Here is a 23,472-nt window from a genome sequence, read left to right on the forward strand (position 1 = left end):
ATGCTGATCATTTTGAAACGGATCTGGCGGCTGACGCTGCTGGCTTTCTCGGGTCGCGCCAAATGGCGCGGCCTTGGGCTTTATGGGGTGGTGCTGGCGCTGCAATTCGTCGGCGTCTGGTTCGGCGTGCAGCTGATCAACCAGAACCGCGCCTTTTATGATGCGCTGGAACAGATGAACGCGCCTGAGGCGCTGAAACAGATAGGCGTGTTCTTTTTCATCATATCGATATCGGCGTCATCCTTCCTGATCGGCACATGGCTGCAGGAAAACCTGCAGATGATGCTGCGCACCCGCCTGACCGAACTGGCGCTGGAGCGCTGGATGGCGGGCCGTGCGTATTGGCACCTACGCGCAGGCTATTCGCCCAATCCGGTCGACAACCCTGATCAACGGATTGCGGAAGACAGCAATAACTTCAACGAATTGCTGCTATACCTGACCCTGGGGTTCATTTCATCCATTGTTTCGCTCTTTACCTTTGTTGCGGTGCTATGGGGGCTGTCGGATTTTGCGCTGTCCTTTACGCTGTTCGGCTTCGATGTGGTGATCCCGCGCTATATGGTATGGACCGCCTTCATCTATGTCGCGCTTTCGACATGGATCACGCATATGTTGGGCGGGCGGTTAAAGTCGCGCTATTTCATGCAAGAACGGCGCGAGGCCGATTTCCGTCACGCCCTGATGCAATTGCGCGAGAATGCTGAGATCGTCGCCCGTGCAGGTGGTGAGGAAGCTGAGCATCGCCGCATGGCGGATCGCTTCCGCGCGATCCAGAAAAACTGGCGGATGGTGATCAACCAGCAGCTCATCCTTGGTCTGTTCACGCGTCCCTATAACCAGACGGTGTTGCGCATTCCGACCTTTCTGTCGACGCCTGCCTATTTCGCGGGCAATGTGACTTTGGGCGGCATGATGGCGATGGCAAGCGCGTTTTCGCAAGTGACCACGACCCTCAGCTGGTTCATCTTCCAATATCGCCGCCTTGCTGAATTCGCGGCAGTTTCCGAACGCCTTGACGGGCTATTCGCCGCCACGCGCGACTTGGCACCGATGCCTGATGTGCCGCGCGCCATCACGCACCGCGTCGAGGGCACGGATCTGATCCTGCGCGGCGTCCAACTGTTCACCCCCAAGGGCGAGGCTTTGCGCCCCGTGCCGTTCCTGCATCTGGGCGCGGGTGCGCGGGTCTGGATCTGTGGCCCGTCTGGGCAGGGCAAGTCCACGCTTTTGGCGGCGATATCAGGGCTTTGGCCTTACGGTGCGGGCGATATCACCCGGCCCAAAGGCAAGCTGTGCTTCTTGCCGCAAGGGCCGTTCACGGCCGCTGACAGCCTTGCGGGGATGCTGACCTATCCCGATGATCCGGCGGATACGGATGCCGCCGCCTTGGCTGCCGCGCTGACCGCCGTGGGTCTGTCCGACCGTATCTCGATGCTCGAGACAGGCGGCGCGCAATCCATCGCGGGCCTCTCGCAGGGCGAGCAGCAGCGCATTGCCATCGCCCGCGCGCTGCTGGCGCAGCCCGATGTGCTGATCATGGACGAGGCGACATCCGCCCTTGATCCCGTGGCCGAGCGTCAGATGCTGTCGATGATCCGCCAGCACCTGCCGCAAGCGATGGTGATCTGTGTCGCCCACCGCGCGCCCACTGGGCTGGACATCACCCAGACCCTAGCCTTGGGCGAGGGTGGCCGCGAGCTGGCGGGGTAGCTGGCAGATCGCATCAGCCGCACCGGGGGCCGGCATGGTATCGCCCTCGGCCACAGGCAGCAGCACGCGGCTGCCGGGCAAGCCCAGATCCGCCAATTGGTGCGAGACGCCGCCGCCGTGCTGCAAATGGCCCATGCCAATCACGCCAATGACTTGCGCGCCGGGATGGGCGCGGGCGGCGCGCAGGATATGGGTGGCAAAGGCGCGATCCCAGACCTCTTGCGCGCGCAAAAAGCGGTCGAATGCGGGGTCGTCGGCGGATTTCGCCGCGCGCCCCTCGCGCGCGCCGCCGGTCAGCTCAAAGATGAAGGCGCGATAGGCCATGGGCGAGGGCGCGGCGGGCGTCAGCCCTTCGCGCTCCGCCTGCGGCACGCCGTCCCAGCCATGCGCGCCCACCGCGCGCACCAGCGCGCGCGGCACATTCAGGCCCACCATCGGCAGGCGCAGATCGCGGCACAGGCGAAAGATCGGCATGTAAAGGTCGGACGGAAACCCCCAAGAGGTGCCCCATGCGGCGCGTTCCAGAAATTCCGCTTCGGATAGTGCACCACGCACCCATTCGGCCAGCACGGGATCAAGGCGGGCGGGGAACATCTCGAACCCGACCACGACGGGGCGATGCGCGGCAAGGCCCGCAATCACATGCATCTGCCACAGGTGATGATCGGCGCGGTCATGACGCTCGCCCAGCAGTACGGCGGGCGCGGGGGCCATCTGATGGATCAGCCCGGCATGGGTCAGGCGCGCGCCTGCGGCATTCGTCCAGATCGCTGTCATTGCAGCGATCCTTTTGTGTTAATTGTCAGTAAGATCATCGGCTCTTCCATGCGTAAGAAAACACGGCTGGCGTTTGGCTTGCCGTGTCTTGCCTATGCTATGGGCGGATCTGATGCAAATTAGTCCATCGACTTTTCGCTGGTATCGGCCAATCCGCGCGTCCAGTAACCGGCGGCTTTCATCTGGGGACGCGGGTGGCCGCGCGCGGCGAAATGGTCGCGCAGGGCGCGGGCGACCTGCGCCTCGGCGGCGATCCAGATGAAACCGCGACCCTCGTCCGGCAGGTCGATATCGGCGGCAGCAGCCAGTGCCACGGCGGGGTCGGTCGGATCGGCGCGATGCAGCCAGATGGCCTCCAGATCAGCGGCAGAGGTAAAGACCTGCTCCTCGGCGGCGTCCGTCACCAGCCCAAGGCTGATCGCCAGCACATCATCGTCCATTTCTTCCAGCCAGCGACCCATGGCCGGCAGGGCGGTTTCATCGCCGATCAGCAGATACCAGTCAAAGATCGGTGCGATCTGGGCCGAGCCGCGCGGGCCTGCGATCATCAGCGTGTCGCCGACCTCAGCGTCAATCGCCCATTGCGTGGCGGGGCCCGCGTCATGGACGGCGAAATCCAGCACCATCTGGCCCGCATCCGCGTCAAAGGCGCGGGGGGTGTATTCGCGCATCACCGTCTCGTCGGTGCCTGCATCCGGAAAGATCAGCTTGATATGATCGTCGGGCGATGGGCTTTGAAAGCCGTCCAACTCGTCGCTGGTCAGGGTAAAGCGGATCATCTGCGGTGTCAGATACGCCTTTTGCGCCACGACCAGCGTGCGGCGGCGAATGTCGAAACGGTGGCGAATGATGATTTGGTCTTCCATATGATCCTCCGATCAGATCACGAGTCATTTTGTAAACTATTGTCCCGCCGTCCTAACACGCGCCAAGCGCTTTGACAGAAAAATCTGCGGGATCATATCGTTCACGGATGCGAAGACGCGGTGATCACGGGGGGAAGCGCGCGGCATGTCCCGCGCGCTTCCCCCCGTATTTACCAGACGACGGGATGCGTCTCGCCGGTCTGCACATTCACGAAACCCTGCGGGATCGCGTCTGATGGGGCGACAAGGGCCCAGGCCCAGGGCGCGCAGGTCAGCGTCGCAAATTGCAGCCGTTCGGGGAAACCGGCCCACCAGCGCGGGCTATAGGTCGGCTCATACATCCAGTCGATCTTGTTCGCCTCGGCGTAGAAGGCCTCCATATCGGCGTGCAGCGCCTCGGCGGGGCGGTGGGTCATCAGGCCGCCGATCTCGTAATGCACTTCGGCGCGGATTTCGCCGCCTGACGCCAGCACCCAGCCGCCTTGCGTCTGGCGCATACGGTTCGCGACCATCGCCATCGCCGCATCGGAAGATCCGACGATCCACAGGTTGTGCTGGTCATGCGCCACGGTGCAGCCGACGGCGGTGTCGGGCGTCGCCGGGCCTGTGCCCAGCCAGAACATTTTGGCGACGCGCGCCGCGCCGGTATGGCGGTCGATAATGGCGAATTTGGTGATATTGCGCGCGGTATCGCGCTGCACTTCGCCACCCACCACCGGCAGTTGGTCGCGGATGAAATCGGGCGCCCAGTGGAAAGGCCGCAGCAGCGCCACATCCGCCACATCGCCGTCGTGATGCAGCGCGAAATCCGCCGCCGTGATCTCGCGGTTGATGTGGACTGAAGTGCGCGCCCAGGCCGGCCAGTCAATCGCTGGCAGCGCGCCGATATAGTCGGTGCCCTTGGAGGCGGGCAGGCCGTCGGCCCAAACTTCGGCGATCTGCAGATCGGCCACGTCGGACAACAGCACGATATCGGCATAGCGGCCCGGTGCGATCATACCGACATGGGCCTGCAGACGCATGTGGCGGGCTGGGTTGATCGTTACGCATTGGATCGCCTTTTCCGGGGACAGCCCGGCGCGGATCGCGGTGCGCACGTTATGGTCGGTGCCGCCCAGCCTCAAAGTGTCGGATGCCGAGCGGTCATCGGTGGCAAAGGCGACCTGCGACCAATCGCTGAGGCCGCGTTCCAGCAGACCCTTGACGATATCGGGCATGGAATGGACGCGGATTTCCAAAAACAGCCCGCGGGTGATCTTGTCCCATGCCTCGTCCGCGGTCCAGCTTTCGTGATCCGAGGCAAGCCCGGCCGCCGCGAAGGCGTTGATATTCATGATATCTTTGATGCCAGCGGCATGACCCTCGACCACGCCGCGCGCGGCAATCGTCGCCTCGATCACGCCCCAAAGGCGGTCGTGGCTGGGGTTGTCCGCGTTGCAGACGGCGGGCCAGTCCATCACTTCGTCAAGGCCCGCAACCATGGGATCGGCCATGAACGCGGCCTGTTCATCCTTGCCGAAATAGCCGCCGCCATATTCCCAGGCGGTGGGCGGCACGGCAGAGCCGGGCAGCGGGAAGATCTTCAGCGGCGATCCGGCTTTGCGCGCGGTCAGCCAGAATTCCAGATTATGCGCGCCGTTGACGTTAGAATATTCGTGGCTGGCCTCGCAGGTCCAGGTGCAGCCGCGTGGGATGGTCAGCGCCGCCTCGTATTCCGGGGTCAGGTGGCTTGACTCAATATGCTTATGCACCTCGCCAAAGCCGGGAACGGCGGCCAGATCGGGACGCTCGATCACCTCGGCGGCCTCGCCGGTATAGCTGCCACGCGGGCCGACAAAGGCAATGCGACGGCCCGAGATGACGATTTCGGCATCGTTCATCCATGTGCCGGTGCCGGATTCGAACAGGCGGCCGACGCGCAGGATGCGGTCGGCGGGCAAGCGCCCCAGCGAGACCTGCAACAGGCGCTTGCGGGTGGCGACTTCGTCGCGGGCATTCAGGAGGAGGTCTTGGGTCATCTTACTGGCTCATCAGGCGCTGGCGCGCGATCTCGGTGCTGGTTGGGCCCAGCAGATGGGGCGTGCCTGCAGGCAGCAGGGTGAAACAGCCCGCAAGGTTCATCACCGGGCAGGAGTGGTTCGGCAGAACCAGCGCCTTTTGCCCGATACGGGGGGATATATCCTGTTCAGGGCGCGCAACGCCATGCTCTTCGGACAGACGCTCCAGCACCAGCGGGCGGGTTGCGCCGTCCAGCCACAGCTCGCCAAAGCCCGCGACGGCGGATGTGCCATGCGCGCCGCGATCCGAGGTCAGAACCTTTGACCCGGTATCCACGACAATGCGATCCTCGGCGGTGCCGATCACGGTGGCGACGACAGCCATGGCGATATCATCGCGGGTGGCGATGCCAAGGCCGACAGCGGTCATATCCAGCAGGACGTAATTGCCGGGGCGAATTTCGGTGATGCCGGTCAGATCTTGGCCCGCCAGCAGCGTCGGCGTCGCGCCGATCGAGATGATGGTGGGGCCGCGATCCACCGGCACGGCGGCGGCCAAGGCCCGCATCACGGCGACCTCATCCGCCGCGATCTGCCTGATCGCGTCAACGCTTTGACCGCCATAGCTGTGGCCCGCGTGCGACAGGATGCCCGCATAGCGCAGAGGGGCCGCAATGGTGCGGCGCAGTGCGGCAAGGCCGACCGCATCAGGGCCGATGCCCATCCGGTGCAGGCCGACATCGATCTTGATCAGGATATCAACGGGGCCCTCTGCCTGCGCGGCAATGGCAGCGATGTGATCCGCGTGATCGACGGTAAATCGCAATTGCCCAGCATAGGCATGGGGCAGCAGGCGGGCGATCTGGGCGGGGTCAATCTCGGGGCGGGCAAGGGTGACGGGGCCAAGACCCGCGTCAATCATCGCCAGCGCTTCCTCGGTCAGGGCGGCGGTCAGGCCGGTTGCACCTGCGGTCTTTTGCATCTGGGCGATCGCGGGGGATTTATGCGTCTTGATATGCGGCCACAGCGCGGCAACGCCCGCCAAGGCCTGCATCTTGTCGATATTGCGCTGCAAGGTGGGCTGGTCGATCAGCACTGTCCGCGCGGGGTAGCTTTGCCAGCCTTTGAAACGGGTCAACGGGGTCATGTGGTTGGGTCCTGTGGCAGGCCGGGATGGGGAACATGGCAGACCGACAGGATGCGCGCGCCGCCCGCCGTTTCCGCCGAAAACCCATGCCGCGCGCCCGAGTCAAAGTAAAGACTGTCGCCGGGGCCAAGCCGGGTCGGGGCGTAATGCTCCATTTCAAACACCACCGCGCCCGACAGCACCAGCACATATTCCTGTCCGTTATGTTCGGACCTGACCTGTTCGGCCGCGCCGTCGCGATAGGGGATGTCGATGATCATCGGCTGCATCGCCTTGCCCGAAAGGCCGGCTGCGATATCTTCGTAGCCGCCCATATCATTGCTGTAGCGGATGCCCTGACCCGCGGGGGTGACTTCGCGCACGCCGGTGCCGAATGTGGCGCGCGGCTGGCCCAGCAGCGCGCTGATATCCAGTTGCAACCCATCCGCCAAGCGCACCAGCACCGAATAGGCGGGGGCCGAGACGCCGTTTTCGATCTTTGACAGGGTCGAGATCGACACGCCGGTCCGCCCCGAGACCTCGGCCAACGTCCAGCCGTTTTGCTTGCGCAGGGCCGCCAGCAGCGCGCCGGGGGCGTTTTCTTTCAGCCGCTCGTTCATACTTCGACGACCATGCCCTTGCGGGTGGTGATCAGACCATATTCCGCCGGTTCACGGTGGCGGGCAAAGTCGAAAATCGTCTTGCGATAGAGGCGTCCCATCCCGAGGTCGACTTTGGCGGTGATCACCTCGTCGCCAGTGGTCAGTGCCTGCGCCACGATCTGGCCCGAGGGGGCGACGATCATCGAATCCCCGATCATGCTGGAGCCTTCCTCCAGCCCGCATTTCGCCGCCGCCGCGATCCACATCGCGTTCTGATAGGCGCCTGCCTGCAGCGACAGGCGATTGTGGAACGAGGTCAAATTGTCGAAATCGAAATTCGCGGTGTGATCATTCGGGGTGTTATAACCGACAAAGCCGATCTCGGCCCCTTGCAGCGACAGCATACGATAGGTCTCGGGCCAGCGGCGGTCGTTGCAGATGAACGCGCCCGCGATGCCGTATGCGCTGCGCACCACCGGAAAGCCGAGGTTGCCGGGTTCGAAATAACGCTTTTCCAGATGATGGGTGTCGCGGCCCGCGATGGGTTCTGCGGTGCCCGGCAGGTGGATCTTGCGATATTTCAGGATGATTTTGCCCGCCTGATCGGTGATGATCGCGGTGTTGAAATAGCGATCACCGTCTTTTTCCGCAAAGCCGATATAAAAGCCGACACCAAGGCGCGCGGCCTCGTCAAACAGCGGCTGGGTGGCCGCGTTCGGCATCTGATGCTCGTAAAATTCCTGCTTTTCGGCGTCTGACAGTATCCAGCGCGGGAAAAAGGTCGTCAGCGCAAGTTCGGGAAAGACCACAAAGCGCGCACCGCGCGCATGCGCCTCGCGCAGCATCTCGATCTGGCGGGCGATGACACTGGCGCGATTGTCGCTGCGCTGGATCGGGCCCATCTGGGCGACGGCGAGGATATAGGAATGATCGGACATTTAGACGCTCAACTGGTCTGGCGGCAGGAAGGTGATCTGGCGCGGGTCGATGGAAAGGCGCGGCGTGGCGGGGGCGTCGGCGTGCTCGCTGTGCAGCAGAATGGGCGTGCCATGGGCGGTGGCCTCGAACGCATAGCCGCGACCCAAATAGGTGCGCAAGGTGACATCCAGCGCGATGGAACTGTCGCCAAAAGACAAAGCCTCGGGGCGGGCGGCCAGTAGTCCGGTGGGCAGCACCTCCCAAGTCGGATCATCGGGCAGGGTGAGCGTGCCGCCCAGCGTGCTGATGGTAAGCCCGCCCTCCGCGCGGCTGATCAGGTGGTAGGGAAAGATATTCTCGAACCCCACGAAATTTGCGACAAAGCGCGAGGCAGGGCGCGCGTAAAGCACCTCGGGGCGGTCATATTGCTCGACCTTGCCGCTGTTCATGACAGCGACGCGGTCGGAAATGGCAAAGGCTTCTTCCTGATCGTGCGTGACATAGATCGAGGTGGTCTGCCGTTGCAGATGCAGCCGCCGGATCAGCGAGCGCATCCCAAGGCGCAGCCGCGCGTCAAGGTTCGACAGCGGTTCGTCGAACATCATCAGATCGGGGTCGATCACCAGCGCGCGGGCCAGCGAGACACGTTGCTTTTGCCCGCCAGAAAGCGCATCAGGTGTGCGCTCGGCAAAGCCTTGCAGGCCGACAAGATCGAGGAATTCCGCCGCTTTGCGCAGCCGTTCGGCCGTGCCCATGCCGCGCTGGCGCAGGCCATAGGCGACGTTTTCGACCACGTTCAGATGCGGCAGCAGCGCATAGTTCTGGAACACCAGCCCGATATTGCGCCGGTGGGACGGCACGCGCAGCAGGTTGCGGCCGTCAAGGTCGATGCGGCCCGCGCTGGCCTCCATCAGGCCCGCGACCAGCCGCAGCGTCGTCGTCTTGCCGCAGCCCGACGGCCCCAGCAGCGAGACAAACGACCCCGCAGGGATATCAAGGTTCAGGTCGCGCAGCACCTGTTGGCCGCCATAGCTGGCCGACAGGCCGCTGATTTGCAAAGATTTCATGTTTAACCCATCGCTTTCGATAGACCGAGGCTGCGTTCCAGCAGGACCATCACGGCCATCGTCAGCGCCATCATCATGACCGAGACCGCCGCGACCGAAGGGTCGAAATGCTGCTCGACATAGGTGAAAAGCTCGATCGGCAGCGTCGATATGCCCGGCCCCGTCAGGAACAGCGACACCGACACATCATTGATCGAGGTGATAAAGCCCAAGGTGAAGGCCGCCAGAATCCCCGGCGCGATATTCGGCAAGATCACCGTCAGGACGACTTTCAGCCGTGATGCGCCCAGCGTGACGGCGGCATCCTCGATTGAAAAGTCGAAACCCTCGAGGCTGGCGCCCACCACCCGCACCGCATAGGGCAGGATGATGACCAGATGACCGATGATCAGCGCGGGCATCACCGGGATCGACATATCGACCACCACGGTTTTCAGCATGGCAAAGCCCAGCACGATCTCGGGCACCAGCACGGGCAGGAAAAAGAACGATTTCATCCACGCCGGCAGTGCGCCGCGCCAGCGTACCAGCGCATAGGCGGTGGGGATGCCGATCAGCAGTGCCAATAGCGTGGCGGCGAATGACACCTGAAGGCTGGTGAAAAAGCTGCGGACAAAGTTCTGTTTTTGCAGCGCAAGTTCGAACCAGCGCAGCGACAGCCCTTGGGGCGGAAACGTCAGATAGGTCGTATCCGACACCGCCGCGCCAAGGATGATGACCAGTGGCAGGGTCAGGAACAGGATCACAAGGCCCGCCGCAACGGCGTGAAGGGGGTGCAGGTTGCGCATCAATCCACCATCCTGTTGGCACGTCGGCCAAGCGCGTTGAACAGCGTGATGGCGGCAAAGGACAGCACCAGCATCACCGCCGCAATCACGCTGCCCGCCGCCCAGTCAAAGCTGACCATGACCTTTTCATGCAGCAATGTCGGTAGGATCATATGGCGTTCCGACCCCAGCAGCCGCGCGGTGGCGAATGCGGCAAGCGAGCCGGTAAAGATCAGCACCGCGCTGACGATCAGCGAGGGCACCAGCAGTGGCAGCGTGACCTGCGTGAACAGGCGGATGGGCGTCGCGCCAAGGGTGGTCGCAGCCTCGCGCACTTGGGGGGCGATGGCCTCAATCGCGCCTTTCAGCGTCAGGATCGCCAGCGGCGTGAACAGATAGACAAGGCCGATGACCATGGCGGTCGGGTTGAACAACAGCGAGAGCGGCGCATCGATCAGGCCTATGCCCTGCAAGCCGGTGTTCACCAGACCCTGCCGGCCCAAGATTACCATCCAAGCGAATGAGCGCACCAGCGCCGAGGTGAGCAGAGGAAAAACACACAGGAACAGCAGGATCTGTCCCAAAGTTCCACCAATACGTGCAAGTGCGCTGGCGACGATCAACCCCAGCGCCAGTGCCAGCAGCGTCGTTGCGCCCGCGATCTGCAGCGTGCGCCAGATCACCCGTTGATTATAGCCCGAAGAGAGGAATTTCACATAGGGCTCTAGCGCGCCGCCGGGGCCGGTCAGGCTTTCGCCGATCAGCACTGCGACGGGCAGAACCAGAAAGACCAGCAGTGCAAACACGGCTGGGGCGGCAAGCACAAAGGGCAAGGCGGGACGTTTGTCCGCCTTGCCGCCTTGCTGTGCTGTCTGGACGACAGAGTTCATCACTTATTGACCGAATACGTCGTTCCAGCGTGTGGCCCAGTCGTCGCGCACTGCCAGCAACTGGCTGTAATCGACCGAGATCAGCGAGTTGATCTGATCGGGGGTCGAGGCGAAGGGATATTCACCTTCGGGCAGCGCGACGGTGGTGTTGGTCGGGCCATCGCCCACGGCCAGCGCCATCGCCTGCTGCACGGCTGCCGAGATACGGAAGTCGATATATTTGATCGCAAGATCGCGGTTCGGCGTATCGGCGGCGATGTTCAGCGTGTTGTAGATGGCAAAGTTACCCTCATCCAGCGGTGCCCAGCGCGCGGTCGGGACAGCGGCCAAAATCGCGGGCACGGCGAAATCCTGCAGCGCGCCGACGGTGATCTCGCCGGTGCTGAACAGGTTCACCAGTTCCGAGCCGGTGTTATAGGTCTTCACGATATTGGGCGACAGCTCTGCCAGCGAGGCAAAGGCCGCATCCGGATCGGCATAGGCATCCACGCCCACGCGGCTCGCCGCGACCAGAACCGTCATCGGGCCCGAGCTGGTGTTGAAGCCGGGCATGGCGATCTGGCCAGCGAGGTCTTCGCGCCACAGATCGCTCCACGAGGTGATCGGCTCGACCTTGGCGCTGTCATAGATGATGCCATAACGGCCAACGGCATAGGCGGGGCCAAAATCGCCCTGCGGGCGCTGCGCGGCCTCGGTCAACTGGGACAGGTTCGACAGCTCGGCGGCGTCGATGGTGCCAAAGACGTCGCGGTCGATGCCTTGCTGCGAAAACGCATCGGTCAGCAGGATCACGTCAACGCCGCCGCGCACGGCCATCTTGTTCAGGCGGTCGGGGTTGTTGCCGGTCTCGACGATGATCTCGACGCCATGTTCGGCCTCGAACGGGGCATTGACCAGCTCATCGGTCTGGTCGGGCGTATAGCCCCATTCGGAAACAACCAGAGTCTGCGCCGCGGCAAAGCCGGTCTGGGCGACAAAGGCGGTGGTCAGAAGCAATTTTGCAAAGCGGTTCATTATGGCTGCCTGTCGGAGAGTTGGATGCAGCCTCTGTCTGGATGATTTTCCGAGTTGTCAAAATATTTTCTGGAAAGAAAAATGACTTTCCCTATGGGGAAGGGCATTTGCTGCATTTTTGTGCAAACCCTAGGTCAACACTTGCCGGATTTTCGGCACGGCAAAGGCGCGATCCTCGTGGAAATCAATGATGCGCCCAAAGCGGCCATCGGCGTGGAACAGGAAAACGCCAGCGGTGTGATCCATGGTGTAATCGCCATCTTCGCGCGCGACACGTGTGTATCTGACGCGGAAATGCTGCGCGGCGGCGGCAATCTGGTCTGGCGCGCCGGTCAGGCCCGTGATGCGCGGGTCGAACAGGCCGACGTAATTGGCCAGCACCTCGGGCGTGTCGCGGGCGGGATCGACGGTGATCAGCACGACGCGTAAGGCATCCGCCTCTGGCCCCAGATCCTCGAGCCAGCCAGAGATATCCATCAGCGTCGTCGGGCAGACATCGGGGCACCAGGTAAAGCCAAAGAAAACCAAGGTGGGGCGTCCGATCCAATCTGCAGGGGTGACGGTGGCCCCGTTATGGTCGGTCAACTGCCAGTCCATCTGCGTGATCGCATCGGGACGGGGCGATTGCGGCGCCGCGCTTTGGCTGCGCCACGCGCCGATAGCCAGCATATAGGCGACGGCGCCGACGGCCGCGCCCGCGCCGATCAGCAGCTTGCGACGGTTCAACATTGCGGCCCCCGTGCGCCAAGGGCCAGGATCTGCACATCGACCGTCACGGGCGGCGCAGTTTCAAATGTCAGGGTCAGCGGATAGCTTTCGCCTTGGGTTAGCCCCTGTGTCAGGCTGGCCAGCATTCCATGCAAGCCCCCCGGCGCGAGGGCGACCGTCGCGCCCGCAGGCAGCGGCACGCGGCTCAGATGCGGCATCGAGGCGATGCCGTTTTCCACCCGCGTTTCGTGCAGCATCGGCATCCGCGACACCGGCGTTTCCAGACCCACCACAGCGTCGTCAGCCGTGCCGGTGTTGGTCAGCGTCAGATACAAAACCGCAGGCCGATCCGGGGCGATGGTCGCGCGCGACCACGGCGCGCTGATCTGCAGATCGCCGCTTGTCCAACTGGCGCAATCGGCGGCGGCGGCGCTGGCGGCAAGGCTAACGGTCAGGGCGGAGATGATCGGGCGCAGCATCGGATTCCTCGGGTGCGGTGGCGTTGCCCTGTCCTGACCGATCTGGCCAATAAGACAAGGGGCGAAGGGCGGCCTCACGCCTTTGTCAGAGGGCGAGCATCGCGCCAATGCTGGCCGCGCCCAACACCACCAGCCAAGGCGGCAGCCGCCACACGACCAATGCGACAAAGCCCCCGAGCGCCAGCGCGAAATCCAGCATATCACTGATCGCGCTGGTAAAGACGGGGGTATAAAGAGCAGCGCCCAGCACACCCACGACAGCGGCATTCGCGCCGCTCATCAAACGGGCGGCGCGGGGATGGCTGCGCAGCGCGGGCCAGAACGGCAGCACGGCGATCAGCACCAGAACGCCCGGCACAAAGATCGCAAGCACGGCGATCAGCGCGCCGATCCCCGCCATTTCCAGCGCGCCAAGGTAAGCCGCGAAGGAAAACAGTGGCCCCGGTACCGCCTGCACCGCGCCATAACCGGCGAGGAACGCATCCTCGGAGATGATATGCGGCACCAGCTCGGTCTCGAGCAGCGGCAGCACGACATGGCCGCCGCCGAACACCAGCGCGCCTGCGCGAAAGAAGCGGTCGATCAGCGCAAGCGTCTCGTGCAGCGGCGCGATGAGGGGCAGGGCGATCAGTAAAATGACCAGCGCCGCCGCTGCCAGTCTTCCCGCGCTGGCCGTGACTAGCGGCATCGGGCTGCGCGCGGTGATCGCGGGCGGCGCCAGCAGCAGCCCCGCCGCCGCACCCGCCGCGATGGCAAGCGGCATGGCAAAGGGGGCAGGCAGCAGCGCCAAGATGGTGACGGCCCCCAGCGCGATGGTGGCGCGCGGCGCATCGGGTGTCAGACTGCGCGCCATGCCCAGAACCGCCTGCGCCACAATGGCAACCGCGACGATTTTCAGCCCGTTCAGCGCGCCCAGCGCCGCCGCGCCGTCCAGACGCACCGCAAGCCACGCAAATCCGGCCATCAGCAGCGCGGCGGGCAGGGTAAAGCCGACCCATGCCGCCAGCGCGCCGCCCCAGCCCGCGCGCATCAGCCCCAGCGCAAAGCCGACCTGTGACGAGGTAGGCCCCGGCAAAAACTGGCACAGCGCCACCAGATCGCCATAGCTTTCATCATCCAGCCAGCGCCGCCGCGTCACAAAGGCGTCGCGGAAATAGCCCAGATGCGCGATGGGGCCGCCAAAAGCGGTCAAACCCAGCACAAGGAAGGCCCAAAAGACATCGGCGATTCGATTAACGCGCATTCCGCCATGCTACCGCAAAGATGTAACAATTTTTCAATCGCCGCGGGGCGCCACGCCCGCTAATCTCACGCTAACCTTCATCGGAGCCTTTTATGCTGGCCAATATCCTCATCGCGCTGATCGCGGCGCTGCACCTTTATATCCTCGTGCTCGAGATGGTGCTGTGGGAAACCCCGCGCGCCCGCCGGGCCTTTGGGCTTTCGGCCGAATTCGCACGCCAGACCAAGGCCATGGCCGCGAACCAAGGCCTTTATAACGGCTTTCTGGCGGCGGGTCTGATCGTCGGCCTGATCATTGGCGACGGCGGCCTTGCGTTCAAATGGTTCTTCCTGTGCTGCGTCGCCATCGCCGGCGTTTTTGGCGCGCTGACATCCAGCCGCAGGATCGTCTTTATCCAAACGGTGCCTGCGGTGCTGGCCATGCTGCTGCTTGCGCTGGGGCTGTAGTGCTGACGCGCGATGGGCTGATCGCCGATCTGCGGCAATTGGGCCTCGGTCGGGGCGATATCGTGATGGTCCATGCCGCGATCAGCCGGATCGGGCCGGTGCTTGGCGGCGTGGATACGGTCATCGCAGCGCTGCGTGAAGTGGCAGGGACTGTGCTGGCCTATGCCGATTGGAACGCGGATTACGAGGCGCTGCTGGGCCCCGACGGTAGCATACCGCAGGCGTGGCGCGACCTGGTGCCCGGCTTTCACGCGGGAACATCGCGTGCGGCGCGCGGCAATGGCATCTTTCCGGAATTCCTGCGCACTACGCCCGGCGCGCTGCGCAGCGCGAACCCCGGTGCCTCGGTCGTCGCGATTGGCGATCAGGCCGCCGCGCTGACCGCGGATCACCCGCTGGATGATGGCTATGGGCCAGGCTCGCCCTTTGCGCGGCTGGTGGCGGCGGGCGGCAAAGTGCTGATGCTGGGCGCGCCGCTTGATACGATCACCTTGCTGCATCACGCCGAACATCTGGCCGATGTACCGGGCAAACGTATCAAACGGGTCGAGGTGCCCTTTGCCACGCCAGAGGGTACGCGCTGGCGCTGGTGTCACGAGTTCGACACCGCAGATCCCGTGATCGCCGGGCTGCCCGATGATTACTTTGGCCAGATCCTGCGTGATTACCTTGTCATCGGGCGCGCAGAGCAGGGGCGGGTCGGTCAAGCGGCGGCGGTTCTGGTCGACGCGTCCGAGATCACCGCCTTTGCCATCGACTGGATCGAGGAATTCGCCCGCCGTTAGACGACCGCACGTCAGTGCCTGCGGTCCATTGGCGCAATGCATTGACTTTGGGCCGCCTTCCCCCCTTATTTCACAGCAGTTAAGCCGGTAGAACGAAACGGGATGGTCCAAATGCGCGAAATCATTCTGGTACGAGTCCATTACGTCACCCCCGAGATATTGGCGTTTTTTGACGATCTCGTTTTGCATTCCGGCCGCGATGTCGTGTTTGTTTGCGACGAAACCCATCGGGCGATCGAGGTGGGCGAGGGGCGGCTGAAGATCAGTTTGACGGCGAAAGATGCGGCCGCATGGGGGCTTTTTGCCCCGCCGAATTTTGGTTGGCTGTGCGGTGACTATTTTCTTTATGCCGGCCTCAAGGCGCTGCCCGATTACGACCGTTATTGGCTGATCGAGGGCGATGTACGGCTGAATATGCGTCAGAGCCGGTATTTCTTTGATCGCTTCACCGCATCTGATGCCGATATTCTGACCTTTCACGGCTTTAAATCCGATGGCGGTTGGTACTGGCACTACCCCATGGCCTATTTCACGCCCAAAGTGCATGCCTGTCTTTTCGCGCTGGTCGGGATCAGTCATCGCGCTTTGGCCTTCTGCCTGAAAGAGCGCATCGCGATGTCCGAAAGTGTCGCGCGCATCGTGCCGCCGGATGCGCCACGGCGCTGGCCGAATGACGAATCCTTTGTGATGTCGATCTTGCTGAACAACGGCTTTCAGCATCTGGATTTGAACGGCAGCGGTACAAGATTTGCGACGCAGGACAGCTTTACAGTTGGCGCGCCGCGTTCTTTGCGGGCGCTGCAGGTGCAGGGCTTTGACGATATGATCTATCACCCCGTGCACCACGGGACCGCCTATGTTCAAAAGGCGACCGCCTGGGTCAAGGACACACTCAGCCGCAAGCCCAGCGAGAAAGAGATCGGGCAGATCTTTCAGCAGCGCTTTTACGACGAGCTGGCAATGGAAGCGACGCCGCAGCAAGCCGGCGAAATCCGCGATCTGATCCGCAATGCCACCCGCTAGCGCGATTTCGTTCCCCGACCCGACCCCATAAAAACCGCGGCGCGCCGCCAAGTGGCAAGAACCTGCCGCAACGAAACCGCCAAAAAGGCCGGGTTCCGCCGGTTAACGTCGCAGTATGCGCAGGGCGCGGGCATTTCCGCTGCGACCTCCCTAGTTACAAGGGGTTGGGAAACAATAGAAGTGATCCACCCCCGTGAGGCGTATTGAAGCGATTGATGGACTGCGCGGCTGGCTGCTGATCAGCATGGTGCTCAGCCATCTGGTTTTCCCTGACGCGATCTGGATGATCTCGCTGCATTTTCGCAATGTTATGTTCACCGAAAGTGCGCAGGGCTTTGTGTTTGTCTCGGGCATGGTGTTTGGCATCGTGCTGCTGAAGCGGCTGCAACGGCGCGGATACGAGGCGATCACCCAGCAGGCCCAGCACCGCATTGCCGAGCTGTGGCGCTATTCGGTGCTTTTGGTGCTGGGTCTTTATGCGATGCGTTTCGCCTTGCCGGATGGGGATGTCCTGTTCCGCAGTTGGACAGGCGAGGCACCGATCTGGGATCTGTGGCGCCTGTTTGGGGTGCTGACATTGGCCTATCAGCCGACGTTTGCCGATATTTTGCCGATGTATATCGTCTTTATGCTGTTCGCGGCCCCCGCCGTGCGTGCCGTCAGTCAAGGGCGGCAGATGCAGGTCATCGTGACCTCGGCCACGATCTGGATCGCGGCGCAATTTGGCGTCTGGGGCTGGATTCAAGCGCCGTTCAACTGGATATTCGAAGCCTCGGACGGGCAGGGCCTGCGCATGGCGTTCAATCCGATGGGCTGGCAATTGCTGTTCATGATGGGGCTGGTGATTGGCGTGATGCTGGCTCAGCAGCGCTTTGACCTGAAAGCCATGGCACCGGGCCGGGCGGGTCGCCTTGCGCTGCTGGCGGCGCTGGTGTTGCTGGTGCTGTTCCCGCTGCGCTGGCTGACGGCGCGCGGTCTGCTGCCCGAGGGTGCCTGGCCGTTTTATCGCGTGATGGAAAATCGCGGCGCGCTGGGGCCGATCTTTATCATCAGCTTTGCTGCTGTGGGTTATCTGTTCGCGTGGATAGTGGCCTGCGGCCCGCGCAGCGGCAGCCGCATTTTGCGCGCCACCAGCGCCGGGATTGCCGCCGTGCTTGCTTGGCGTCCGGCCGTGATGATGGGGCAGCATTCGCTGCACACCTATGTCTGGCACGTGCCGCTGGTTTACATGGCCTTTTACTTTGGCAAGCAGTTGGGTGACCCGTCGCAGGGCATGATGACGCTACTGGCGCTGGCGGTCTTTGCCCTGCTGCCACTGCCGGCCTGGTGGCGCAGCCGGACAATGGAAACACGCAGCGCGCCTAAACCTGTGGTTGTGAAAAAATAGTTTAACCCCATGGGCTTGGCAGTTTTCTGCCGAGGTCACATGTCCTGTTGTGCCCTATCAAACAAGCCGCTAGGCTTGCGGGCAATAAGTCTAAGTGATGGAGAAGCGAATGAAACATCTGATGCTGGTTGCGATCTGCCTGACCCTTGCCGCCTGCGCCACAATCGAAGGCGCGGGCCGCGATATGCAAAACGCCGGTGCGGCCGTAAGTGACGAAGCCCGCCGCGCGCAGGTCGGCGGCTAAGCTCGTTGCTGACGGTCTAATTTTTCGGCAGCACTGCATGTAATTTCAAGCCACGAGTCATAAAACGGTGGCAATGTGACGCTATCTCATATTTGGTAGCGGTAACATGGCGTTGCGCCCTAAGTTGTACCATATTTTGTAAGATTTTGAGTTAATACGCGAGTAGCTGTCACCACGCGTCTATCTTGTGATGTTCAGAACATGGTCTGGGCGAGGACCTGCTGTGTATCATTAAGACGATGCGGCGTGAACCAAGTGAACGTGGCCTGTAAGCTACTGTTAAGTTGATAGAATGGCGGAATAAAGAATGAAAATCGGATTGCTTTGGGAGAGTAAGGACTGCGGTTTCTACTCGAACGACAGCTTTGAAAACCTCTACCGGAAAATCGGGCTGAACAATGGCAATCTCGCATTCGTGCAAGCGATCCGTAGCCAGATCGACGCGGATATCCAGTTCTATCCTTGGCATGTACAACCCGATGTCATCAACGCCAATGTCGATGTCGTCGTCATTCCCTGTGCCAACCAGTTGGGCAACCACTCGGACCTCGGCTCGTTGGTCGAGACGATGTCAGGCTTTAATAAACCCATTATTGCCATAGGTTTGGGTGCGCAGGCGGATGGCTTTGGCACTGATATTCAACTGACGCCCGGCACGCGGGCTTGGTTGGACATGTTGCTTGAAAACGGGCGCCGTCATGGCATTCAGAACATCTATACCCGTGGGCCATATACGTCCGAACAGATTAAAAAGATCACCGGGGCCGAGACGATGGCCAATGGCTGTCCGACGCATTTTATTAACCCCCGCGCAGATCTGGGACGTCGAATCGAAGCCCATTGGAGCCAAAAGCCCTTTCCTCAGCGCATCGCTGTCGCCGCCGGTCATGAGGCCTGGGTCAACACGCGCGAGATCGAGCAGCAGCTGATCGCGCTGATGATGGACCCGACCTTTCCCGGGCTTTATATCGTCCAATCCATGAGCGAGATGATCATGATCTCGCGCGGGTTGTTCGATGAAATGGACCCAGATGCTCTCGCCCGTGTTCACCATCACACTGTGCCACATTACTCGCTGGACCAATTCAAGATTTGGGCGCTGAATTATGCACGCTCGTTCTATGATGTACCGGCATGGATGGACGAGTTGCGCCGCCACGACCTGCTGATCGGCCCGCGGTTCCACGGTGCGCAGCTGGCCATTCAAGCCGAGCGTATGGCTTGCACCATCACGATCGACACCCGCACCGAAGAGATGTGCCGCGAGACAGGGGTCCCCTATATCCCCGCGCAGGATCTGACGCAGCCGATCACGCGTACGCGGTTAAAGTCGTTGATCAAATTTGATGGCGCAGCCTATGACGCCCATCGCGCAATGAAGGCCGGTCGCTACGTGCAGTTCTTGCAACAGGCCGGTCTAAAACCCGCTAAATTCCTGCATGAAATCGCAGCTGGGTGATGCGCTCGGCGTGTATCGGGTCGCGGATGTGGGTTAGATGATAAAACCGGCAGATCAGTGTTTTTTGCGCTGGTCTGCCTTCGCAACATGGTGTGTACGATCGACCTATGCTGTCCAATAAAGCGGCAAATGTGGTGTAATCTGACGATGCCTGCCGAAGCAGACTTGAGGGTCCGCCTGGGTTTCAATAAAGTTCGATTTGATTGCAGGTAGGGATATTCCCTTTGAGGGCCGCCTTTGTCTCTTAAAAAACAATACCTTATAGATTTAATTTTGTCTAAGGATTATACGATATGAAGATCGGTCTACTGTGGAAGACGCCAAATTTGGGCATGTATTCCAACAAGAGCTTTGATGAACTTTTTTCACAAGTCGGGCATAACAATGGCAATCTAGCCTTCGTTCACTCGATCATGAATCAAATCGACGCTGAATTCATTCCTTTTGCCTGGGGCACACCGGCTGCGGTTGTGAATGAGCAGGTCGATATGGTTGTTTTCCCAGGTGCAAACCAGCTGGGCAAGCATACCGACCTTGGCGGTCTTGCCGATAACATGTCGAAATATGACAAGCCCGTCATCGCAATCGGGCTGGGCGCGCAGGCGGATGATTTTGGCCGCGATATCGAGCTGAAAGAGGGAACCCGCGCTTGGCTGGATTGCCTTATTGAAAATGGCAAGCGCTTCGGGGTTCAAAACATTTATACCCGCGGCCCCTTCACAACCGAGCAGATTAAAAAACTGACCGGAGTCGATACATTTTCCAACGGCTGCCCATCGCATTTCCTCAGCGAAAATCCCAACCTTGGCAAAGCGCTTGAGGCGAACTGGAACAGCACGCCGCTGCCGAAACGTGTGGCGGTTGCAGGCGGCCACGAAAGCTGGGGTCACGTCCGTACAATCGAACAGCAACTGGTCGCCATGATGATGGATGTCCAGTATCCGGGTGTCTACGTCGTACAATCTATGGCTGATATGGTGAAAATCTCGCGCGGGGATTTTGACGCGATCGAACCGGAAAAGCTGGAGCAGATCCGCAAGCATATCATGCCGCATTATTCGATCGAAGAATTTAAAACTTGGGCGAATAATTATGCGCGTTCGTATTACGACATCTATGCGTGGATGGATGATATGCGGCGCCATGATCTGTTGATTGGTCCGCGCTTTCATGGTGCGCAACTGGCCTTGCAGGCCGAGCGTATGGCCTGTTGTATTACAATCGACTCGCGTACTGAAGAGATGTGCCGTGAGACCGGCGTTCCTTTCTTGCGTGCGGCTGATCTTGATCGCCCGCTGACACGTGCGACAGTCCGCGAGATGATCAAATTCGACGGTGCGGCCTATGATGCCTATCGCGCGATGAAAGCGGGTCGTTACGTGAACTTCCTTCAGGAAGCGGGTCTTAAACCCGCGGCGTTCTTGCATAAAATCGCAAGCGCATAATATTGATCAGAACGACAGGCGATGAGATTTCATCGCCTGTTTCGATCCAGCGTATTAACGTTGTAGACGTCGTTATTTCAGAAAATGCTCTCTTAGATAAGATATTTGGAGTTTGATATGCGCGAAGTGATATTGGTGCGAACGCATTACGCTGACGCAGATGTATTGAACTTCTTTGATCATATGGCGCGCACTTCTGGCCGCGATATCGTATTTGTTTGCGACGAAAGCAATGGTGTGGTCAATGTGGGCCAAGGGCGGGCGAAAGTCAGCATTACCGCCGACTATATGAGCTCGCTCGGACTTTACGCCCCTAAAAATTGGGGATGGCTATGCGGAGATTACTTTCTTTACGCTGGCCAAAAGGCGCTGCCGCATTACGATCGATATTGGCTTGTCGAAAGTGACGTGCGCTTTAATATGGAGCGCTGCTCTGATTTCTTTGATCATTTCAGCGCACGCGCATCTGATCTTGTTGTGGCGCATTCTTTTAAATCTACGCCAAAATGGTATTGGCATCGACCGATGTCCTACTTTATCCCCGACGTTTATGCCTGTCTCTTTCCCTTGTTGGGGGTCAGTAACGCGGGCATTCAGGCGGCCTTCAATGCACGCGTTCTGATGTCGCAAACTTTCCGGGATATCGTTCCTGAAGATCAGGCGCGACGCTGGCCTAATGATGAATCGTTCCTGATTTCCACTTTATTGGCTCAGGGCTTTAGCCACGAGAAGATAAACAGCGCTGATCAAAAGTTTTATTCGGCCGAGACATTTTCAGTCGGCACGCCAAAGTCACTCTCCGCACTCGAGGGCCAAGGATACGATGGGCTTATCTATCATCCCGTCCATGCGAAAGAGCGCTTTGTATCCAAAATCAAGACAAGAACCCGATCCGTTCTGAATCAGAAATTGGATGAGGCGCGCAAGAGCGTGGTTTTCAACGAGACTTTCTTTCGCGATCTCGCGTTGGAGGGGACCGAGCAAGACGTCGCTGATATACGCGCGATGATTGAAGAGGCCCTTATTTCTTAGGGCCTCTTTCCAGTCAGATATAGGCGAATTTCTGATTGCCGGAAATATAGCCGTCTGGCCGCATAACGATCGTGCCATTGGAAAAATCAGCATCGATAAATGTGGTTTCAGACAGGCTGAAATCGCCGTTTTGTGCGCCTTGCCCCGGAATCCAGGCAAAACCGGCACTGCGATGGACATCAAGGTAGCGTTGCGCGGCCAGTAAAAGCGCGCGCGACGGCGCTTGCGCTACATTGACATGGGTAAAGGCGATATAGGTCGGCTCTAGCGCGTTGGCGAATGCTTTGCTGCGCAATTCACGCAACTTATGCGCAAAATCCTTGCCAGAATATTCGCCATTTCCGGGCTCGATATAGACCTGCACCGGAGAATGCGCGCGTGCCGTCTGGAAGGATAGGCGGTCGATGGGCGTGTCTTCGGCTAGAAAGCGGGGAAATGCGGCCAGTAGCGCCGCACGGTCGATGACATGTGGACGGATTTCGGCCATCGCCATCATCTCTTCAAAGCTTTGGTCCATAAGAACAGGCACATCCTGACCGTTCTCACACATGCTGAACCAGTCGCGGAACTTGAAGTTCCAGGTGTCGCTGCTGTGGCCAGAGATCCAGACATGCGGCTTTCCGAACGCTGCGGCATAGATCAGCCCGTGCAGGCTGGCTGAAATGACCACTTCGGATTGTGCGATCTGTTCGATGGGCAACATGCTGTCATCCATCATATCAACAATCACCATTTCGGGATTGTCACGCGCCTTGTCCCATTTGGGGCTGTAAAAGCTGCTATGATGGGGAACGACCGCCGCGCGATAGCGGTTCGTGCGGTCGCTGACCAAGCCGTCAACAAAAATACCCGCGTCCCCCAAGGGCACGTCGCCAATGTCAAAGCCACGTTCGCGCAGCCATGCGAGGGTCTTTTTGCCGCGCAAGGCATGCACTTTGAGCGGGTCGATGCTGGGCGCTTGCGCCTCTGGGCTCATCACGCCAGAGCCCCAGATATGAGACTGCGGATTGGCCATAAAGAAAATGCTACCGATGCCCAACAGATGCGGCTCGGCCGATGTGACGACGCGGCCACTGACACCCAGCTGTTGCTGCAGGATATAGCTGGTGACGGCATCGCCAGAGTTGCGAATGGTATTATAGTATCGAAAGGGCACAGCAGGCAGCGCAGTGGTCACGGGGTGAGGGGCGTGCGCAGAAGTGGCGCCCAGCAGCGAAGGTGTTGGCAGATCCACAATAACCTCGTCTCAAATGCTGGAATTTCAATACAGCGTAGGAAATAGGCAGGCGGTCACAGTGTCAAGATGATACAACAGGCTGTCATCGCAAACGCCACCAAGCCTCGTTATTCGCCCGGTGTAACAGCTTTAATAATCAAGAAAATTGATGCCGTATTGTGCGTTCGGCTGGAGCGGGTAGCGGGAATCGAACCCGCGCCAAGAGCTTGGGAAGCTCGTGTGATACCATTTCACCATACCCGCGCCC

At 60.7% G+C, this 23,472-nt stretch carries 23 protein-coding genes and 1 tRNA gene; 9 read left to right on the top strand and 15 right to left on the bottom strand.

The window, feature by feature from the left end; all coding sequences use genetic code 11:
• Entirely contained in the window at positions 1-1,713 is a 1,713-nt protein-coding gene (locus KVU_RS04310) for an ABC transporter ATP-binding protein/permease (RefSeq protein ID WP_013384110.1), read from the top strand.
• Here the strand turns inward: KVU_RS04310 and KVU_RS04315 are convergent.
• The 13 genes from KVU_RS04315 to chrA form a co-directional block, all read right to left on the bottom strand.
• Positions 1,675-2,490, bottom strand: coding sequence for a ChaN family lipoprotein (locus KVU_RS04315; protein WP_013384111.1), 816 nt, complete (start codon positions 2,488-2,490; stop codon positions 1,675-1,677). The genes KVU_RS04310 and KVU_RS04315 overlap by 39 nt on opposite strands.
• A 119-nt stretch (positions 2,491-2,609) precedes the next feature.
• On the bottom strand, positions 2,610-3,356 hold the full coding sequence (locus tag KVU_RS04320; protein WP_013384112.1) for a siderophore-interacting protein: 747 nt from the start codon (positions 3,354-3,356) through the stop codon (positions 2,610-2,612).
• Positions 3,357-3,526: 170 nt separating this feature from the next.
• Entirely contained in the window at positions 3,527-5,374 is a 1,848-nt protein-coding gene (locus tag KVU_RS04325) for an adenine deaminase (protein WP_013384113.1), read from the bottom strand.
• Between the two features lies 1 nt (position 5,375).
• Complete coding sequence (locus KVU_RS04330) at positions 5,376-6,500, bottom strand: alanine racemase (protein ID WP_013384114.1); 1,125 nt, start codon at positions 6,498-6,500, stop codon at positions 5,376-5,378.
• Positions 6,497-7,099, bottom strand: a complete 603-nt coding sequence (locus KVU_RS04335; protein WP_013384115.1) for a helix-turn-helix domain-containing protein — start codon at positions 7,097-7,099, stop codon at positions 6,497-6,499. Before KVU_RS04335 ends, KVU_RS04330 begins: the two co-directional genes overlap by 4 nt.
• On the bottom strand, positions 7,096-8,019 hold the full coding sequence (locus KVU_RS04340; RefSeq protein WP_014537674.1) for an N-carbamoyl-D-amino-acid hydrolase: 924 nt from the start codon (positions 8,017-8,019) through the stop codon (positions 7,096-7,098). Before KVU_RS04340 ends, KVU_RS04335 begins: the two co-directional genes overlap by 4 nt.
• Positions 8,020-9,066 (bottom strand): ABC transporter ATP-binding protein, encoded by a 1,047-nt coding sequence (locus KVU_RS04345; RefSeq protein WP_013384118.1) that lies wholly within the window; start codon positions 9,064-9,066, stop codon positions 8,020-8,022.
• 2 nt (positions 9,067-9,068) lie between these two features.
• The gene (locus KVU_RS04350) at positions 9,069-9,854 is read right to left on the bottom strand and encodes an ABC transporter permease (protein WP_013384119.1); all 786 of its coding nucleotides are present in this window, start codon (positions 9,852-9,854) and stop codon (positions 9,069-9,071) included.
• Positions 9,854-10,723, bottom strand: coding sequence for an ABC transporter permease (locus tag KVU_RS04355; protein ID WP_014537676.1), 870 nt, complete (start codon positions 10,721-10,723; stop codon positions 9,854-9,856). Before KVU_RS04355 ends, KVU_RS04350 begins: the two co-directional genes overlap by 1 nt.
• Before the next feature lie 3 nt (positions 10,724-10,726).
• Positions 10,727-11,737, bottom strand: coding sequence for an ABC transporter substrate-binding protein (locus KVU_RS04360; protein WP_013384121.1), 1,011 nt, complete (start codon positions 11,735-11,737; stop codon positions 10,727-10,729).
• A 129-nt stretch (positions 11,738-11,866) separates the two neighbouring features.
• Positions 11,867-12,466: an SCO family protein gene (locus KVU_RS04365; RefSeq protein ID WP_013384122.1), complete on the bottom strand. Its 600-nt coding sequence runs from the start codon at positions 12,464-12,466 to the stop codon at positions 11,867-11,869.
• Positions 12,460-12,924, bottom strand: coding sequence for a copper chaperone PCu(A)C (locus tag KVU_RS04370; RefSeq protein ID WP_013384123.1), 465 nt, complete (start codon positions 12,922-12,924; stop codon positions 12,460-12,462). The genes KVU_RS04365 and KVU_RS04370 overlap by 7 nt, the downstream gene beginning before the upstream one ends.
• Before the next feature lie 85 nt (positions 12,925-13,009).
• Positions 13,010-14,167, bottom strand: a complete 1,158-nt coding sequence (gene chrA, locus KVU_RS04375) for a chromate efflux transporter (RefSeq protein ID WP_013384124.1) — start codon at positions 14,165-14,167, stop codon at positions 13,010-13,012.
• Between the two features lie 92 nt (positions 14,168-14,259).
• Between chrA and KVU_RS04380 the strand changes: the two genes are divergently transcribed.
• The 8 genes from KVU_RS04380 (at position 14,260) to KVU_RS04415 (ending at position 21,988) form a co-directional block, all read left to right on the top strand.
• Positions 14,260-14,613: a DUF1304 domain-containing protein gene (locus tag KVU_RS04380; protein WP_014537677.1), complete on the top strand. Its 354-nt coding sequence runs from the start codon at positions 14,260-14,262 to the stop codon at positions 14,611-14,613.
• Entirely contained in the window at positions 14,613-15,398 is a 786-nt protein-coding gene (gene aac(3) / locus KVU_RS04385; RefSeq protein WP_044008151.1) for an aminoglycoside 3-N-acetyltransferase, read from the top strand. The genes KVU_RS04380 and aac(3) overlap by 1 nt, the downstream gene beginning before the upstream one ends.
• Positions 15,399-15,509: 111 nt before the next feature.
• A complete protein-coding gene (locus KVU_RS04390; RefSeq protein ID WP_013384126.1) occupies positions 15,510-16,421 on the top strand; it encodes a hypothetical protein in 912 nt (303 codons plus the stop codon).
• A gap of 193 nt (positions 16,422-16,614) precedes the next feature.
• Positions 16,615-17,808: an OpgC domain-containing protein gene (gene opgC, locus KVU_RS04395; RefSeq protein ID WP_013384127.1), complete on the top strand. Its 1,194-nt coding sequence runs from the start codon at positions 16,615-16,617 to the stop codon at positions 17,806-17,808.
• A 109-nt stretch (positions 17,809-17,917) separates the two neighbouring features.
• Positions 17,918-18,052, top strand: coding sequence for an entericidin A/B family lipoprotein (locus KVU_RS04400; RefSeq protein ID WP_013384128.1), 135 nt, complete (start codon positions 17,918-17,920; stop codon positions 18,050-18,052).
• A gap of 307 nt (positions 18,053-18,359) precedes the next feature.
• The gene (locus KVU_RS04405) at positions 18,360-19,511 is read left to right on the top strand and encodes a polysaccharide pyruvyl transferase family protein (protein WP_013384129.1); all 1,152 of its coding nucleotides are present in this window, start codon (positions 18,360-18,362) and stop codon (positions 19,509-19,511) included.
• Positions 19,512-19,804: 293 nt separating this feature from the next.
• Positions 19,805-20,956 (top strand): polysaccharide pyruvyl transferase family protein, encoded by a 1,152-nt coding sequence (locus KVU_RS04410; RefSeq protein WP_013384130.1) that lies wholly within the window; start codon positions 19,805-19,807, stop codon positions 20,954-20,956.
• Positions 20,957-21,073: 117 nt separating this feature from the next.
• Positions 21,074-21,988, top strand: coding sequence for a hypothetical protein (locus KVU_RS04415; protein WP_013384131.1), 915 nt, complete (start codon positions 21,074-21,076; stop codon positions 21,986-21,988).
• A 13-nt stretch (positions 21,989-22,001) separates the two neighbouring features.
• On the opposite strand, the gene KVU_RS04420 is transcribed toward KVU_RS04415, so the two are convergent.
• Both KVU_RS04420 and KVU_RS04425 read right to left on the bottom strand, forming a co-directional pair.
• A complete protein-coding gene (locus KVU_RS04420) occupies positions 22,002-23,222 on the bottom strand; it encodes a polysaccharide pyruvyl transferase family protein (RefSeq protein WP_013384132.1) in 1,221 nt (406 codons plus the stop codon).
• Positions 23,223-23,394: 172 nt separating this feature from the next.
• Positions 23,395-23,468 (bottom strand) — tRNA-Gly (locus tag KVU_RS04425).
• Between the last annotated feature and the right edge of the window lie 4 nt (positions 23,469-23,472).

It is taken from the genome of Ketogulonicigenium vulgare WSH-001 (genome assembly GCF_000223375.1).
GTDB lineage: Bacteria > Pseudomonadota > Alphaproteobacteria > Rhodobacterales > Rhodobacteraceae > Ketogulonicigenium > Ketogulonicigenium vulgare.

Coding starts and splice junctions, on each gene's coding strand:
- KVU_RS04310 (WP_013384110.1), top strand. CDS start 1: ATGCTGATCATTTTGAAACGGATCTGGCGGCTGACGCTGCTGGCTTTC.
- KVU_RS04315 (WP_013384111.1), bottom strand. CDS start 2,490: ATGACAGCGATCTGGACGAATGCCGCAGGCGCGCGCCTGACCCATGCC.
- KVU_RS04320 (WP_013384112.1), bottom strand. CDS start 3,356: ATGGAAGACCAAATCATCATTCGCCACCGTTTCGACATTCGCCGCCGC.
- KVU_RS04325 (WP_013384113.1), bottom strand. CDS start 5,374: ATGACCCAAGACCTCCTCCTGAATGCCCGCGACGAAGTCGCCACCCGC.
- KVU_RS04330 (WP_013384114.1), bottom strand. CDS start 6,500: ATGACCCCGTTGACCCGTTTCAAAGGCTGGCAAAGCTACCCCGCGCGG.
- KVU_RS04335 (WP_013384115.1), bottom strand. CDS start 7,099: ATGAACGAGCGGCTGAAAGAAAACGCCCCCGGCGCGCTGCTGGCGGCC.
- KVU_RS04340 (WP_014537674.1), bottom strand. CDS start 8,019: ATGTCCGATCATTCCTATATCCTCGCCGTCGCCCAGATGGGCCCGATC.
- KVU_RS04345 (WP_013384118.1), bottom strand. CDS start 9,066: ATGAAATCTTTGCAAATCAGCGGCCTGTCGGCCAGCTATGGCGGCCAA.
- KVU_RS04350 (WP_013384119.1), bottom strand. CDS start 9,854: ATGCGCAACCTGCACCCCCTTCACGCCGTTGCGGCGGGCCTTGTGATC.
- KVU_RS04355 (WP_014537676.1), bottom strand. CDS start 10,723: ATGAACTCTGTCGTCCAGACAGCACAGCAAGGCGGCAAGGCGGACAAA.
- KVU_RS04360 (WP_013384121.1), bottom strand. CDS start 11,737: ATGAACCGCTTTGCAAAATTGCTTCTGACCACCGCCTTTGTCGCCCAG.
- KVU_RS04365 (WP_013384122.1), bottom strand. CDS start 12,466: ATGTTGAACCGTCGCAAGCTGCTGATCGGCGCGGGCGCGGCCGTCGGC.
- KVU_RS04370 (WP_013384123.1), bottom strand. CDS start 12,924: ATGCTGCGCCCGATCATCTCCGCCCTGACCGTTAGCCTTGCCGCCAGC.
- chrA (WP_013384124.1), bottom strand. CDS start 14,167: ATGCGCGTTAATCGAATCGCCGATGTCTTTTGGGCCTTCCTTGTGCTG.
- KVU_RS04380 (WP_014537677.1), top strand. CDS start 14,260: ATGCTGGCCAATATCCTCATCGCGCTGATCGCGGCGCTGCACCTTTAT.
- KVU_RS04390 (WP_013384126.1), top strand. CDS start 15,510: ATGCGCGAAATCATTCTGGTACGAGTCCATTACGTCACCCCCGAGATA.
- KVU_RS04400 (WP_013384128.1), top strand. CDS start 17,918: ATGAAACATCTGATGCTGGTTGCGATCTGCCTGACCCTTGCCGCCTGC.
- KVU_RS04405 (WP_013384129.1), top strand. CDS start 18,360: ATGAAAATCGGATTGCTTTGGGAGAGTAAGGACTGCGGTTTCTACTCG.
- KVU_RS04410 (WP_013384130.1), top strand. CDS start 19,805: ATGAAGATCGGTCTACTGTGGAAGACGCCAAATTTGGGCATGTATTCC.
- KVU_RS04415 (WP_013384131.1), top strand. CDS start 21,074: ATGCGCGAAGTGATATTGGTGCGAACGCATTACGCTGACGCAGATGTA.